15 protein-coding genes and 2 tRNA genes are annotated in these 13,563 nt (G+C 68.9%); 14 read left to right on the top strand and 3 right to left on the bottom strand.

Going from position 1 to position 13,563, the window contains the following annotated elements; translation table 11 throughout:
* The first annotated feature begins 83 nt into the window (after positions 1-83).
* Positions 84-860 carry a response regulator transcription factor gene (locus K8F61_RS09700; protein ID WP_067243317.1) on the top strand — a complete coding sequence of 259 codons (777 nt, stop codon included), beginning with the start codon at positions 84-86 and terminating at the stop codon, positions 858-860.
* Positions 857-2,353, top strand: coding sequence for a sensor histidine kinase (locus tag K8F61_RS09695; protein ID WP_231818857.1), 1,497 nt, complete (start codon positions 857-859; stop codon positions 2,351-2,353). Before K8F61_RS09700 ends, K8F61_RS09695 begins: the two co-directional genes overlap by 4 nt.
* 33 nt (positions 2,354-2,386) lie before the next feature.
* Here the strand turns inward: K8F61_RS09695 and K8F61_RS09690 are convergent, their stop codons facing one another.
* Complete coding sequence (locus K8F61_RS09690; protein WP_231818856.1) at positions 2,387-3,535, bottom strand: PQQ-dependent sugar dehydrogenase; 1,149 nt, start codon at positions 3,533-3,535, stop codon at positions 2,387-2,389.
* Between the two features lie 92 nt (positions 3,536-3,627).
* Between K8F61_RS09690 and K8F61_RS09685 the strand changes: the two genes are divergently transcribed.
* The 7 genes from K8F61_RS09685 (at position 3,628) to K8F61_RS09655 (ending at position 8,636) form a co-directional block, all read left to right on the top strand.
* Positions 3,628-4,119 carry an FBP domain-containing protein gene (locus K8F61_RS09685; protein ID WP_067243314.1) on the top strand — a complete coding sequence of 164 codons (492 nt, stop codon included), beginning with the start codon at positions 3,628-3,630 and terminating at the stop codon, positions 4,117-4,119.
* A gap of 117 nt (positions 4,120-4,236) precedes the next feature.
* Positions 4,237-5,031, top strand: a complete 795-nt coding sequence (locus K8F61_RS09680; RefSeq protein WP_067243313.1) for an enoyl-CoA hydratase/isomerase family protein — start codon at positions 4,237-4,239, stop codon at positions 5,029-5,031.
* A 115-nt stretch (positions 5,032-5,146) separates the two neighbouring features.
* Positions 5,147-6,298 carry a hypothetical protein gene (locus K8F61_RS09675; protein WP_231818855.1) on the top strand — a complete coding sequence of 384 codons (1,152 nt, stop codon included), beginning with the start codon at positions 5,147-5,149 and terminating at the stop codon, positions 6,296-6,298.
* Positions 6,295-7,110, top strand: coding sequence for an inositol monophosphatase family protein (locus tag K8F61_RS09670; protein WP_231818854.1), 816 nt, complete (start codon positions 6,295-6,297; stop codon positions 7,108-7,110). The genes K8F61_RS09675 and K8F61_RS09670 overlap by 4 nt, the downstream gene beginning before the upstream one ends.
* Before the next feature lie 188 nt (positions 7,111-7,298).
* Positions 7,299-8,423, top strand: coding sequence for a M23 family metallopeptidase (locus K8F61_RS09665; protein WP_231818853.1), 1,125 nt, complete (start codon positions 7,299-7,301; stop codon positions 8,421-8,423).
* 40 nt (positions 8,424-8,463) lie between these two features.
* Positions 8,464-8,535 (top strand) — tRNA-Thr (locus K8F61_RS09660).
* A gap of 27 nt (positions 8,536-8,562) precedes the next feature.
* Positions 8,563-8,636: transfer RNA gene (locus K8F61_RS09655), tRNA-Met, on the top strand.
* A gap of 961 nt (positions 8,637-9,597) precedes the next feature.
* Here the strand turns inward: K8F61_RS09655 and K8F61_RS19145 are convergent.
* Positions 9,598-9,825, bottom strand: coding sequence for a helix-turn-helix domain-containing protein (locus tag K8F61_RS19145; RefSeq protein WP_418888044.1), 228 nt, complete (start codon positions 9,823-9,825; stop codon positions 9,598-9,600).
* Between the two features lie 75 nt (positions 9,826-9,900).
* Here K8F61_RS19145 and K8F61_RS09645 point away from each other — a divergent pair, with 75 nt between their 5' ends.
* The 4 genes from K8F61_RS09645 (at position 9,901) to K8F61_RS09630 (ending at position 12,009) form a co-directional block, all read left to right on the top strand.
* Entirely contained in the window at positions 9,901-10,368 is a 468-nt protein-coding gene (locus K8F61_RS09645) for a hypothetical protein (protein ID WP_231818852.1), read from the top strand.
* Positions 10,369-10,481: 113 nt separating this feature from the next.
* On the top strand, positions 10,482-10,811 hold the full coding sequence (locus K8F61_RS09640) for an Lsr2 dimerization domain-containing protein (protein ID WP_231818851.1): 330 nt from the start codon (positions 10,482-10,484) through the stop codon (positions 10,809-10,811).
* Positions 10,812-11,279: 468 nt separating this feature from the next.
* On the top strand, positions 11,280-11,699 hold the full coding sequence (locus tag K8F61_RS09635) for a hypothetical protein (RefSeq protein WP_231818850.1): 420 nt from the start codon (positions 11,280-11,282) through the stop codon (positions 11,697-11,699).
* Positions 11,700-11,787: 88 nt separating this feature from the next.
* Positions 11,788-12,009 (top strand): hypothetical protein, encoded by a 222-nt coding sequence (locus K8F61_RS09630; RefSeq protein WP_231818849.1) that lies wholly within the window; start codon positions 11,788-11,790, stop codon positions 12,007-12,009.
* Positions 12,010-12,345: 336 nt separating this feature from the next.
* Here the strand turns inward: K8F61_RS09630 and K8F61_RS09625 are convergent, their stop codons facing one another.
* The gene (locus K8F61_RS09625; protein WP_231818848.1) at positions 12,346-12,531 is read right to left on the bottom strand and encodes a hypothetical protein; all 186 of its coding nucleotides are present in this window, start codon (positions 12,529-12,531) and stop codon (positions 12,346-12,348) included.
* Positions 12,532-13,245: 714 nt separating this feature from the next.
* Between K8F61_RS09625 and K8F61_RS09620 the strand changes: the two genes are divergently transcribed.
* Positions 13,246-13,545, top strand: coding sequence for a hypothetical protein (locus K8F61_RS09620; RefSeq protein WP_231818847.1), 300 nt, complete (start codon positions 13,246-13,248; stop codon positions 13,543-13,545).
* The last annotated feature ends 18 nt before the right edge of the window (positions 13,546-13,563 follow it).

Raw genomic sequence — 13,563 nt, 5'->3', positions numbered from 1 at the left:
AGCGAACACGTGCGGTCTCGAAGCGATCGTGTGCGTCTTCTATGAATCCGGGGCGCGCACGCCTGCCATGCGGAAATACTTGGATGGTGGAGTCCGGATCCTTCCTCCCCGTCTCGAACGAGGAGCCGAGACCCGCCCTGCTCGCCCAGCTTCCCCGGATCAGGCGCAGTGACGGCGGGGACATCCGCATCCTGCTCGTCGACGACGAGGAGGTCCTGACCCGCCTGGTCGGCCTCGCCCTCGGCTACGAAGGATGGCGGGTGGAGGCCGCGGGCACGGGCGCCGAGGCGCTGGCGGCCCTGCGCGCCGAGCGGCCGGACGCCGTCGTGCTCGACATCATGCTCCCCGACACCGACGGCATCGCGCTGCTGCGGCGCATGCGTGAGCTCGCGCCCGGGATCCCCGTCCTCTTCCTCACTGCCCGGGACTCCGTCGGCGACCGCGTGCTCGGCCTCACCGCGGGAGGAGATGACTACCTCACCAAGCCCTTCAGCCTCGCCGAGCTCGTCGCGCGGCTGCGCGGGCTGCTGCGCCGGTCGATCCCCGGGCAGGAGGAGATCCGGATCGAAGTGGGGCCGCTGATGCTCGACGAACGCACCCACGAGGTCACCCTCGACGGGCGCGCGGTGAGCCTCACGGCGACCGAGTTCGAGCTCCTGCGCTACCTCATGCGCAACCCCGATCTCGTGCTCAGCCGAAGCCAGATCCTCGACAACGTCTGGCACTACGACTTCGCCGGACGCCGCTCGATCGTGGATCTCTACATCTCCTACCTGCGCAAGAAGCTCGCGCGGCCGGGACCGACCCTCATCCAGACGGTCCGCGGCGTCGGCTACATCCTGAGAGCGCCGCAGCCGTGACGCGGCGCTGGGGGCCGACCTCCCTGGTCGGACGCATCGTCGGCGGCACGCTGATCCTGTTCGCGGCGGCCATGCTCCTCGGGAGCCTGGTGGTCGGGATCGCGCTCCGGGCGAACGCCACCGCCATCGTCGACCAGCAGGTCGCGGCGTCCGAGCTGGCCTTCGAACGGGTGATCGTCAAGAACCACGGCTCGCCGCACAAGCCTCTGTCCGAGTTCATCGGGCAGGGCCCGGGATCGGTGATCGTGCTCCTCACCGCTGATGACCGGGTGGTCGATGCGGCACGGTTCACCGAGGACGGCGGCGGCCCCGTCCCCGCCGAGGCGCTCGCCACGGTGGGTGCGTTCGCGGAGTCCGCCGATCGCGGGAGGACCCAGGATCTCGCCCTTCCCGGCCTCGGGTCCTTCCGCGCGACCGTCGACGAGGCCCAGGGGCGGGTGCTCGTCACCGCCGTCTCCACGAGCGCGGTGGATGCGGCGATCGGCCTGCAGACCGCCGTCAACGCCGGCGTCGCCGCAGTGGCGATGGTGGCGCTCGCGGTCGGGGCGACGATCCTCGTCCGGCTCATGCTGCGCCCGCTCACCCGGGTCGCCACGGCCGCGAAGGTGGTGGCGCGAAGCCCCCTGCGTGACGACGACACCCGGGTGCCGCGCCCGCTCGACGACCGGGACCTCCGCGATCGGAGCGAGGTCGGAGAGGTCGGGCGCGCCTTCGACCTGCTGCTCGACAACGTCGACGACGCGATCCAGTACCGTGTGGCCGTCGACCGGCGGATGCGCCAGTTCCTCACCGACGCCAGCCACGAGCTGAGAACGCCGCTGGCCTCGATCCGCGGCTACGCCGAGCTCACCCGGCAGGACAGCGCGGCCCTGCCGCCCACGACGGAGTACTCCCTCAGCCGCATCGAGTCCGAGGCCGCACGGATGGCGCGGCTGGTCGACAACCTCCTTCTCCTCGCCCGCCTGGACGAGGAGGACGATCTGCAGCTGGACGACGTCGACCTCGCCGACATCGCAGCCGCGGCGGTGTCGGATGCGAGCGCCGCCTTCCCCGACCACTCCTGGACCGCGGAGCTTCCCGACGGCCCCGCGATCATCCGCGGGGACACCGAGCGGCTGCACCAGCTGATGGCGAATCTGCTGGCGAACGCCGGCACCCACACGCCGCCGGGCACCACGACGACCGTGCGGGTGGAGACGGGGGAGCCCGGGAGCGAGACCGCGAGGCTGATCGTCGCCGACCACGGGCCCGGCATCCCGCCCGAGCGCGCTGCGCACCTGTTCGAGCGGTTCAACGGCCGTCGCGGCGGAGACGGATCCGGCTCGTCATCGGGGCTCGGGCTCTCGATCGTCAAGGCGATCGTCGACGCCCACCGCGGCTCCATCGCGTTCGCCGAGGACCGGTCGGGGACGATGTTCACGATCCGGCTTCCGACCCCGCCCGCCGCCGACGGTGTTGATGCGACCGCGTCGCCGGGCGGAGGCGTCGGGTAGCGGCTGTCGCCGCGCCCTCCGGACAGGGACGGCTCAGTCGGCGGGGAGCCTCACGATCCGGTCATCGCCCTCCCGGGGATCCCCGCGTCCGTCGGTGTTGTTCGTGAGGATCCAGATCGCCCCGCCGCCCGCATCGACCACGTCGCGCAGCCGCCCGAACTCGCCGACGTGCTCCTCCGAGGACGACGACGGATCGGACAGGGGCACACGGCGGAGGCGCTCGCCGCGGAGGTTCGCGAGGAAGAGCGTGTCGCCGACGATCACGATGCCACTGGGGCTCGCGGCGTCCGTGGGCCACTGCTGTACGGGGTCGACGAATCCCTCGACCCCCGCGATCCCCTCGGCCTCCGGCCACCCGTAGTCGGCGCCCGGGGTGATGACGTTGAGCTCGTCCCACGTGTCCTGCCCGAACTCGCTCGCGTAGAGCGTGCCGTCCGCGGACCAGGCGAGCCCCTGCGGATTGCGGTGGCCGTAGCTGTACACCGGCGATCCCGGGAACGGGTTGTCCGGCGGGACCTGGCCGTCCGGCGTGATCCGGAGGATCTTGCCGCCGAGACTTGTGAGATCCTGCGCGCGGGAGGGGTCGCCGGCGTCTCCCGCGGTCACGTAGAGCATGCCGTCCGGGCCGAACGCGATCCGACCGCCGTTGTGCACGGCCGCGGCGGGGAGCCCGGCGAGTAACGTCTCCGCCGGACCGAGCGACAGCGCGCCAGGAGCGCCGTCCAGCCGGAAGCGCTGCACGCGATTGCCGTCGTCGGCCGTCGACATGGCGTAGAGGAAGTCGTCGCGGACGGCGATGCCGAGCAGCCCGCCCTCGCCGCGGGGCGTCACCCCGTCCACGACGCCGACGTCGTGGAGGCTTCCCGACGGCGAGAGCTCGCGGATCCGCGCGCTGTCTCGTTCGCTGAACAGCGCGGTCCCGGCGTGGAAGGCCAGCGACCAGGGGACGTCCAGACCCTCCGCCACGACCCCGGGCGTGACCGGGGTGGCGGTCGCGGAAGCGGTCGGGGCGGGCGTCGGCGATGTCGGCCTGGAGGACGCCGTCTCGGGCGTGGAGCGCGACGGGCTGGGGGCCGGACCGGGGGAGCCGCAGGCGGCCAGCGCGCCGGCGGCGAGAAGGCACGTCGTCGCCGCAGCGATGCCCGCGACGGCCCGCCGGAACCTCTTCCGCCTCGGTCCCATGACCCCACGGTAGTCCGACGCGCCCGAACCCGGCACCCCGGAATGGCCCGCCCGAGCCGCCCACGGACTCCGCCCGCTCGTAGACTGGGGCGATGCGTGCGCTCACCGAGGACGAGATCCGCGCATCGATCGTGAACGCGGACGACGACGAGATCGCGCGGATCGGCATGCCCCACGATCTCCTGCTCGCGGAGTGGGACTACCTGGACTTCTTCGCGTGGCGCGATCCGGAGTCGCCCCGTCGCGGATGCGTCGTCGTGGAGCGCGAGGGGCGCGCGGTCGGGATCCTCCTGCGGTCCACGGATCCGAGCCGCGCGCGGTCGGGGATGTGCAACATCTGCCACACGATGCAGCCCGGCAACCAGGTCGCGCTGTTCTCCGCACGACGAGCCGGGGCCGCCGGCCTGCGCGGATCCAGTGTCGGGACGTACATGTGCGCCGACCTCTCCTGCCACGAGAGCGTGCGGATCGTGCCGCCCCTCGCGCCCAACGAGATCCGCGCGGCGCACCATGCCGACCGGCGCCTCGACGGCACGCATGCGCGGCTGCACGCGTTCGTGGACTCGGTGCTCCGCGAGGACTGAGCCGGCGGCGGCTCCCGCCCGGCGAGGGCGCGGCGCGGGAGCGCCTAGGCTGAGTCGTGGCGTGCTCCCGGTGCGGAGGCGCCGCCGGCCGCTGTCGTCCGCATGCGAGGAGTTCCGATGACCGACCCGATCCGTTTCACCGTCGAGGACGGCATGGCCCGTCTGACCCTCAACCGCCCGCAGCGTCTCAACGCGTTCGACGCGGAGCTCGCCCACGCCTGGGCCGAGGCGACGGAGGAGGCCACGACGCGGGAGGACGTCGGCGCGATCCTGATCGACGCGGAAGGCCCCTCCTTCTGCGCGGGAGGGGACGTCATCGCCATGTCCCAGGGCGTGGGCGGCGGCGCGGACGTCACGGCGCTCGCCGGCACGATCAACCGGGGGATCCGTGCGCTCACGGAGTCGGCGGTCCCGGTCGTCGCCGCCGCGCACGGAAGCACCGCCGGTGGCGGTCTGGGGATCCTGCTCTGCAGCGACTACGCGATCGTGGGCTCCGGCTCGCGGATCGGAAGCCTGTACGCGAACATCGGCCTGACCCCGGATCTGTCCGTGTCCGCCCAGCTCGCCGCCGCCGTCGGCGAGCGTCGCGCGCTCCAGCTCGTGCTGCAGGACCGCCTGCTCTCGGCCGAGGAGGCCCGGGAGTGGGGGCTGGTGGCCGAGGTCGTCGCGGGCGAGGACGCGGAGTCCCAGGCTGCGGCCGTGCGCGCGAGGGCGGAGGAGGTCGCGCGGTTCTGGCTGGCCGGTGCGCACGGCGCGTACGGGCAGGCGAAGCGCCTCGTGCGATCCCGCCCCGCCCGCACGTTCGCCGAGCAGCTCGACGAGGAGGCCCGCACCATCGGCGCGGCCTTCGACGGCGAGGAGGCGAAGACGCGGGTCGCGGCCTTCGCAGCCCGATCGTCGCGTCGCGCCTGACGCTGCTCGTCCTGCACCGATCCGATCCGTGACGATCTCCCCACATCCGGGGGGATCCTCTCCCGGATACGCCACGTCCGCGTGGCAGGATGAAGGCACCGACGAGAGGATCGCCATGTCAGACGTCGCTGCCTCCGGCTCCAAGAAGCCGAACACCTCCTTGCTGATCCGAGGAGCCATCTGGATCGCGATCGGCGCGCTCATCGCCGCCGCTCTCGTCTGCGTCGTGTGGGTGCTGGTGGGGGATCAGCAGGGGCTCATCGGCCGCGCGTTCCTCACGATCCTGCTGCTGGCGGGCTTCGCGGGCATCGCCATCCTGGAGGCGAGCCTGGCGCCGACCCGCCCCGATTGGCTCGCCCTGCTGAGCATGATCTCGTGGATCGTCGCCCTGCTGGTCGGCGCGGTCAAGATCTGGCTTCCGGAGAAGCAGACCTTCAACGACTACGACTTCGGCGTCGACAGCGGGTTCGAGCGGTTCTTCCACCTGGTCCTGGTGGTCGCGATCCTGCAGTTGGCGATGCTGCACGTTCGCCTCTTCTGGCGGGCCTCGCAGCGCTACGTGACGACCTTCACGCGGGTGATCGTGTACACGACCTTCGGTTTCCTCGGGGTCCTCGTCGCCATGCTGGTGTTCTTCCTCACGTTCCCGCACGCCTTCTCGTACTCGGAGCTCTTCTGGCGGATCGTCGTGGCCCTGACCATCCTCGCCGCGGTGGGGACGACCCTGTTGCCGCTGCTGAATGCGCTGTTCGCCCCGAAGCGCCCGGTCGCGCAGCCCGCCGTCGCCAGCGCGTGGCCGACCTATGCGGACGGGCGCACCCCGCTTCCCGTGCTCCGCGACGGCTCGCCCGACTGGAATGCCTACTACACGGGCGTCCCCACGATCGAGGCTGCGCCGGCCATCGGCGGCTACCCCGGTCAGGCGGCTCCGCCCGCGTCTCCGGCGGCCTTTGCCGCCGACCCGTTCGCGTCTGCACCCGCACCGGCATCCGCGGGCGGTTCCTCGGGCTCCGCGGCCGGTCACCAGCTGCCGCCTGCGGCCTCGGCGCCGGTCGAACCCGTGCCGCCCGTTCCGCCCGCGCAGCCGGAGCCGCCGGCCCAGCCGGATCCGCCGGCCCAGCCGGAGCCTCCCGTGCCGCCGCGCCCCGAGCCGCCGGTTCCCCCGCAGCCCGAGCCGCCCGCGGAGCCCCCGGTCCCGCCCCGACCGCAGGACCCTCCGGTGCCCCCGGCGTTCCCGCCCGCCCCGCCCGCGGCTCCGCAGCGATGACCGCGGGTACCGCCGCCCCTGACGTCGACGCGCTGCGCTCCCTCGCCGCTGAGATCGCCCTCGAGGCGGGCGAACTGGCACGGCGCCGCCGTGCGGAGGGCGTATCGATCGCGGCGACCAAGAGCACGCTCGCCGACATCGTCACGGAGGCCGATCGCGAGGTGGAACAGCTCATCCGAGATCGGCTCGACGCCGAGCGACCGGGCGATGGCTTCCTCGGTGAGGAGTCGGGAGGCGACCCCGGCACGACGGGCGTGACCTGGGTCGTGGACCCGATCGACGGGACGGTCAACTACGCCGGCGGGTTCCCGACGTACTGCGTGAGCATCGCTGCGGTCGCCGGCGGCGACGATCCCGACACCTGGAGCGCGTTGGCGGGGGTCGTCCATGCGCCCGTTCTGGGAGAGCTCTTCACCGCCGCACGCGGGCACGGGGCCCGACTCGGCGCGGTGCCCCTCCAGGTCTCCACGGAGAATCCCGCCGGCGCGCTCCTCGGCACGGGCTTCGGCTACGACCCCGCGACGCACGACGGGGACCTCGCCACTGTCCGTCGGGTCCTTCCCCTCGTCCGTGACCTTCGTCGGATGGGCGCGGCTGCCCTCGATCTCGCGTACGTCGCGGCGGGCCGCTTGGACGGGTACTTCGAGCGCGGACTCAAGCCCTGGGACTTCGCCGCCGGCGCCTTGCTCGTCGAAGAGGCCGGTGGCCGATTCGAGCGACTTGTCGAACCGGGGAGCGCGCGTCGCATGTGCGTCGCCGGATCCGCGGAGCTCGTCGCGGATCTCGTGGAGAGGATCCGCGCGGTGCCGTGATCGTCCATGGCTTTCCCAGGCCACCTTCGATAGTGTTTATCCGATCGTTACCTTCGTCGGCCCGACGGCGGAGGTGCTGAGCCCCCCACGCCGTTCCCCCGACGGTCGACCCGAGAGATACGTTCTTGCCCCTCGACACTCCTGCGTCCGAGCCCGCACAGACGCGACGCTCCCGACGCCAGACGGCCGTGAGCGCGCCCGCATCCACGATCCCCCTGACCGTGCCTGCCGCCGCGCCCGCTGCCCCGTCCGCATCGTCCCGACGAGCTGCCCGTGCCGCGGCCGGCCAGAGCAGGGCGACGTCGTCGTCCCCGGCCTCCGCCGCCGGTCCGACCACGGATGTCCACGCTCCGGAAGGCCGGCCGACCTCCGCTCCCGACTTCGACGCCGCGCTGCGCGCGCTGGGCGGCGCGGCGGCTCGCGTCGCCGGCACGAACGACACCGACGCACCTACCGCCTCGTCTTCCTCCGACGCGCCTGCCGCCTCGTCTTCCTCCGAGTCGCCGGCCCGCGTGCCCGCTCTCGGCCAGACCCGCTCCTCCTTCCGGCGTCTGGCGACGGTCGGGTCCGTCGCCGGCGCCATGGGCGTCGCCGCGCTCATTGCCATCTCGATGACGCTCCCCTCGCAGGCCGTGGCCTCGTCGGCGGGCGCTGCGGTGGCGACCTCCCTGGTCGTCGGTGAGCGCGCCAAGACGGAGTCCGCGGCCGGCGGCGAGGAGCAGATCCAGGCGTTCATCGCGCCGAACGACGTGCAGAACCCGTCGCTGCAGAGCGCCCAGGGCTTCACGGCGATGTCGCAGGCGGACGTGGCGGCCGAGTCCGGGATCCGCTTCTCCAGCGAGCTCTACACGAACGACCGGACCGCCGCGATCCAGTGGCCCTACGCCGTCGGCGTCGCGATGAGCTCGCCGTACGGGCCGAGGGACGGCCGGATGCACCAGGGCATCGACCTCATCCCGGGCGAGGGGGCGCCGATCCAGGCGATCGCGGACGGGGTCGTGCGCCTCGCGAGCGAGAGCGACGGGGGCTATGGGGTCGGCATCTACATCGACCACATCATCGACGGCAAGCCGATCACGAGCCACTACGGGCACATGATCTACGGCTCGATGCGCGTCAAGACGGGCGACACGGTCAAGGTCGGTGACATCATCGGCCTGACCGGGAACACCGGCAACTCCTACGGCGCGCACCTGCACTTCGAGCTCTACGTGAACGACGCGACGATCGATCCGCTGCCCTGGCTGCAGGCGAATGCGGGCCGTAAGTCGCTCAACACGGAGGGCGTCGGCGCCGATTCGGATCAGCGCTGAATCTTTGGTATTCTCGTCTGGTTGCCCGCAAGGGCAGCACGCCCCGATAGCTCAGTGGCAGAGCACTTCCATGGTAAGGAAGGGGTCGTCAGTTCAATCCTGACTCGGGGCTCGCAACACCTGGTTCACCAGGTGCCGCGGCAGGGTAGCTCAGTTGGTGAGAGCGCACGACTCATAATCGTGAGGTCGCGGGTTCAAGCCCCGCTCCTGCTACAGAATTTGGCTCCAGACCAGGGATTCTCCTAGGTCTGGAGCCATTCTCTTGTTGCGATCTCGGAACGCTACGGTTAAGGCTACGGTCTAGATCAGCGAGTGTGGGCGAGGGGTCGGATGCTGGGCGTGAGATCCCGCGCCTCTGCACTCTCTTTCCTCCCGATGTCTTCCACGGTGCCAGAGGGGACCTCCAGAACGATGGTTTGGCCGAGGGGAGGCGGCACATGGCAGCTTGAGACAGCGTTCGGTCCCGCGGATCCGAAGAGTGATTCATGGCCTGGTGCTGGACTACCAGGCGCTCGGTGATGCCACGTCCACACCGTCCGCCAGGGCCCGAGCGCCTCGAGCAGACTCCGCCAGGCAATCCCGCTTCGTCATCGGTGGATGATCGCTTCGACCATCGTCCGTATGTCAGCGAAGGGTCTCTTCCATCCGCTCCGTCGGGTCCGGCAGCATTGCTCGATCCGCCACCCTTGTCTGTGCGCCGGCGACCCCAACAATGGCAACGGCTGCGCCCATCGTGGCAGCGAGCATCGTGTGGGACCATCAAACGTGACTCCACGCCGGAACGCTGAAGACAAGAAGCGAGGGCCCGCGCGCCGATGGGACAATAATGGGGGAAGGAAGTGCCCCCCGCCGCGGGCGGACTGAATCACGAGTAAGCGTAGTCGTCGCTCCCGCGCGATTCGCTTCGGACCCAACCTCGAGGTGCGTTGCTTCTCTAAGCTTCCATCTGGCGGTCATGCCAAGATGTGGCAATGTCTGCATCTCCGATTCCTGCGCCTGAGAGCGAGTACGGGTACACGCTCGCTCAGGTTGAGCAGATGGTGGGCGCCAAGCTGATGCCGGCATTTCGAGAGCACATGTTGATGCGCGCCCACGTGCTTGCAGGTCCCGAGGGTGAGGTCTTCTACCCGTTCGACGTGCTGCAGTTCCTGGAACGAGTCGGCCGCGATCGCCCTTAAGTGTCGATCGTGTCGAGCATCTCGGACGGCCTCACGTCTAGGGCGCGCGCGAGTTTCACGATGACGTCCAACGTAGGGTTTCGAACACCCCGTTCCAGCCCGCTGATGTATGTCCGATCCAGATCGACGTGGTGGGCGAACGCCTCTTGAGATGAGTACCCGTGCTCCTGCCGCAGTGCACGGAGATGTTCTCCGAAGGCACGGCGGTGCGCGGGAACGGTCATGTCTCTTAGCGAATCGGTATGATGACTCAAGATCCACGGACTATGAGTCACATAGTGATTGGCGAGGAACGAATGATGAGTGAGGAGTCGCGGACGGCTCGAATGATCGCGGCGATCGTTGTCGCGGCGGGTAGCGCGATAGTACTCGCGGGGTGCGCGCCTGGGCCGACCTTCGATGGCGCATACATCTCCATCACGGACGGGGCGACGAACCTTCTCATCGTCGAAGGAGCGTCGCTGACGATGATCGATCCCGTCGCAGGAGGCGAGACCTGTGACGTCATTGATCAGGCATTCGAGGACTTCAAGAATGGTGCGATCAGCGACCGTGGTGGGCCTTACGAGATTGCGCAACGAGGCACGCTGAACGAAGGCAATACGACTGCTGTCTGGATCGATGAAGGGCCGGGGGCTGTCACCGTCGATTCGGACATGATCACTGTCGAGAACGTCTTCAACGCCTCGCGCTCCTATGACGAGATCGTGTTCGTCGCTCGCGACAGCGAGCAGGCCGATGCCTTCCTATTGGACTACTGCGGTTGAGCAGGACGGAGAAACGATGTTGACTTCGGTGTGCCACCGCGAGTACCTGGCATGTGTCCGCCGGCGAAGACCCTAGGGCGACTCGCCCGTGGGAACGACCGAAAGGAACCACCATGGTTACTCGCAACATCAAGGTGTCCGACCTCAGCGGAGAGTCGAACGCGTCCACGGTCAAGCTCGGTGCCGACGGCAGTTGGTACGAGGTTGATCTCACCGATTCTGAGCAGCAGGAACTGAGCGGGCTGCTCCGCGCGTACCTCGAGGTCGGACGCAAGGTCGCTGGACCTCCGTCGAGGCGTCTCATCCCCGCGACGACCGCTGCCGAGCGGGCGCAGATCCGCATTTGGGCCAGGCAGCAGGGCTACGACGTTGCGCCTCGCGGAGTCATTCCGAAGGGTGCCTATCGCGCGTACATCGCCGCGCACCACGATCAGGCGGCGTGAACCGCGGCGCCTGCCGGTACAGGCGACACGCTCGGCGGCAATGCGGGCGACGGAAGCGCGCTGTGCGGTGCCGCGCCAGAGAGGGTGGCACCGCACAGGCTGCTCTGGGCGCCGCACGCTGTGTCCGCGCTGGCGATGTCGACCCAGGAGATCCGTCGATGACGACAGGATAGCGACGTTCGCGGACGGCAGGGAGACTTGTGATGGGAAATGAAGACGAGGATCGACAACATCGAGAGTCATCGTGTCAAATACCGAAGTCGCTCAGATCTCTGACGTCGATCAGAAGGGTGAGCGTTGGATACGTAGGGGATTTCCCTGTCGCCTCAATGGGGGACAGACAGCGTTGGGTGCGATAGGTACGTTGGCTGAGATCGCACGGAAGCGACTTTCAATGGAGCTTCTGTGCGTGACGGAAATGAAGATGTGGAAGGTGAAGGAGTCGAAGAGTGCTGATTACAACGAGACGTGGTGTGGCTGGTAGTCACAGCAGAGTCGCGAGCCTGGCGGCGGGCGCATCTTCAAGGCAGAACCGACCGTGATCGTTTCGATGTCGAACGACAGGATCATCTCGTCGTACCCGACGACAACGCAGGACTGCACCCGCCCGGCACCATGGGCGCAGTGAGCGTTGAACTCGGTGTTCCGTACACCGGGTGGCCGGTTCGAAGCGGGGCTGACTACGAGTTCGGGTTGGACCGACTCAGCTCCGAGCTGATCGCGGAGATCGAAGCGTGGGCGCGCGAGTTCAACGCGCAGTTCGACGATGAACGGGGGTGGACGTCACCTGTGGCTGAGTTGATGCACCTTCGCGAGGGCCGAGAGCTCGTCGACAAGTTGCGAGGCGAGCTTGGCGACGGATTTAGCGTCAAGCTCATCACTCTCTAATTGCGTCGACAGTTGTGAGCATGGGAGCTGCCCCACTCTCCTTCGGGAGGGTGGGGCGGTTTCGTCGTTGTCCCGTTATGGTCGCCGCATGGACCCTGATACCACAGCAGCCCTCGCGGCCCTTATCAGCATCGGACTGTCTCTCCTGGGAGCGTTCGTCGGCGCGCTGATCCTGTACTTCATCATCCGGCAGGGCGTGTTCCACGGGATGCGGCGCACACCCGGTGGATCGACAACGGCAAGGACTACGAGAAGCTCCGGTAGCCGCCGAACGGTTGTTATTCACGGCCTTCCACGGCACTTCTGCTGACGAGTTCGTGACATCCTCGGCCGTGGACCCGTCATAGGGTGGGCAGGGCCTGGGGAGGTCTGCCCGAACCGCGTCGCTCGATGAGAGCGCGGCTTGCGGTGAGGTGGGCTCGGATCTTCCCTCCCGGGAACCGGCCCCACCGTGGCTCCGGTACGTGCGGAGTAGGGTGCTGGTATGGAGAGGAAGCAACCCAGCGAGTGGTCCTCGTTCAACGGCGCGGTGTACACGCCCGCGACGTGGGAGGGGTAGGCGGCTCTCGGTGTCGGCGTGATCGTCGTCGCTGCCCTCAGCACCCTCGGGATCCTGCTGGCCGGCGGTCAGGTCTTCCACTAGCGCTCACGCTGGCCGGTACTTCTCCGTGATCGATGCCACCCACCGGGCACCCTGCTCGCGCGCGCCCTCCTGCTCCTGTCGCCGCGTCACGGCTTCATCTGTGGACCATCCCGGCCCCATCGACGCGAGCTCCTCCTGATGCACCAGCTCGCACGCGCCGCGCAGCGTCGTCGTCCAACCGAGCATCACGCCGATGTGCTAAGCGGGAAACCTCACCCGTCCCTCGACGCGCACAATCGTCACGACCCGTAGGGCTTCCGCATGCTGTCGAGCAGCACCCACACGCCCGGCTCGGGCTCGACGGTCGACATCATCGGATGCCACCGGGGGCGGGGTCTCTCTAGGCATGCGGGGAGCGTATGGCTCGCCGCCGACAGTGGGTCCCGTGGGTGCCGCGTTTACGCCGCGCTTTGAGCGCAACGTGGTGAGGATCTAGCGGGATCACAAGAACGACGCCGAGATGCCGTGAGTTCAGCAGGAGCGCGACGCGCGTGTCGCCGCGTCTGCCTTGGAACATACGAGCGCGGAATGGGGCGATGACTTGAGCTTCGCGCAGTGGTTGCGTGCCCAGACTGATCGCGTGCCACGGCGAAGGTGTACGACGGCGAGTGCCGGCCTTACGCCTGACGACGGACGCGCCGACCGGGCTACCGAGGGGGCGAGTAGGGAGTGGGCCCACAACTCACAGGGTCGGCTCGAGAGGCCTCGAGAATGTCCACTGAGTGTCTCCCGAGAACGAGTTACGCTGGATTCGTTGGTCTTCACCGAACCGAAAGGGGCGGCGGCACGCGGCAGTGCTGGATCGGCAGGACCGCTGAGCCACACCTTGAACTTTTACAGCGGAACGAATGACAGGAGCGAATCGACGCTCTCGTTTCGCAAGAGAAGACAAGGACTCGACGAATGATCAACATCGACCAGACCGAAGTGCGGGAGTTGCAGCAGGAAGCGCACCGCATGCTGTGCGACATCGAAACGGGCAACGGCACGCCCGGCGAGCGGTGGCGGTCGGAGGAACCCGATTCGAGCGTGATCGAGGGAACGCTGCGCACGCTGGCGGCCATCGGTCTCGGGCTCCGGCAGCTAGAGCTTGAGTCTGTGACGGAGGCGCGGGTGCAGGGGCTGTCCTGGGAAGAAATCGGCGCCGCGATGTTCCGGTCGCCCGACTCTCTCAGGGCAACGTATGGCGCAGATCGCACTTGATCCCGACGGCCCTCACAT

This window comes from Microbacterium resistens (assembly GCF_021172025.1).
GTDB classification, from domain to species: Bacteria; Actinomycetota; Actinomycetes; order Actinomycetales; family Microbacteriaceae; genus Microbacterium; species Microbacterium resistens.
This window is presented reverse-complemented; position numbering and strand designations above follow the sequence as displayed.